The organism is Cupriavidus sp. SIMBA_020, from assembly GCF_046535395.1.
Taxonomy (GTDB): domain Bacteria; phylum Pseudomonadota; class Gammaproteobacteria; order Burkholderiales; family Burkholderiaceae; genus Cupriavidus; species Cupriavidus campinensis.
Genome location: NZ_JAWRWU010000174.1, coordinates 1 through 355 on the forward strand (window position 1 = coordinate 1; position 355 = coordinate 355).

Here is a 355-nt window from a genome sequence, read left to right on the forward strand (position 1 = left end):
GTCCGTTGTACAGCGGGTTGCCGTTGCCGGCCGGGTTCGCGAACGCGGCGAGCGTCGGCGTCTGCACCTTCACGCTCCAGATCGTCAGCCCGTCGACGCCGCTCGGCACCACGTGGAAATTCGGGCTGTTGTTCAGCGTGATGCGGTACAGCGTCAGGTTCTTCGCGTAGTTGAACACCATCAAACGGAAGTTCGACTGCGAGCCGAAGCCGGTCGTGCCGTTCTGCACCATGTTGCCGAGATACGCGAGATCCCACCACGTCATGTTGCGCACGGTCGACTTCGAATCGACGACGGTGCCGCCGTCGTCGCACGCGGTGCCGTCCGGCGCGACGGTGCCGCTCTTGTACGCCGC

General features: G+C 64.8%; 1 pseudogene. It reads right to left on the reverse strand.

Annotation, left to right across the window (positions count from 1 at the left end):
• Positions 1-355: pseudogene (locus SB751_RS28695) on the reverse strand (endopolygalacturonase); the annotation flags it as partial.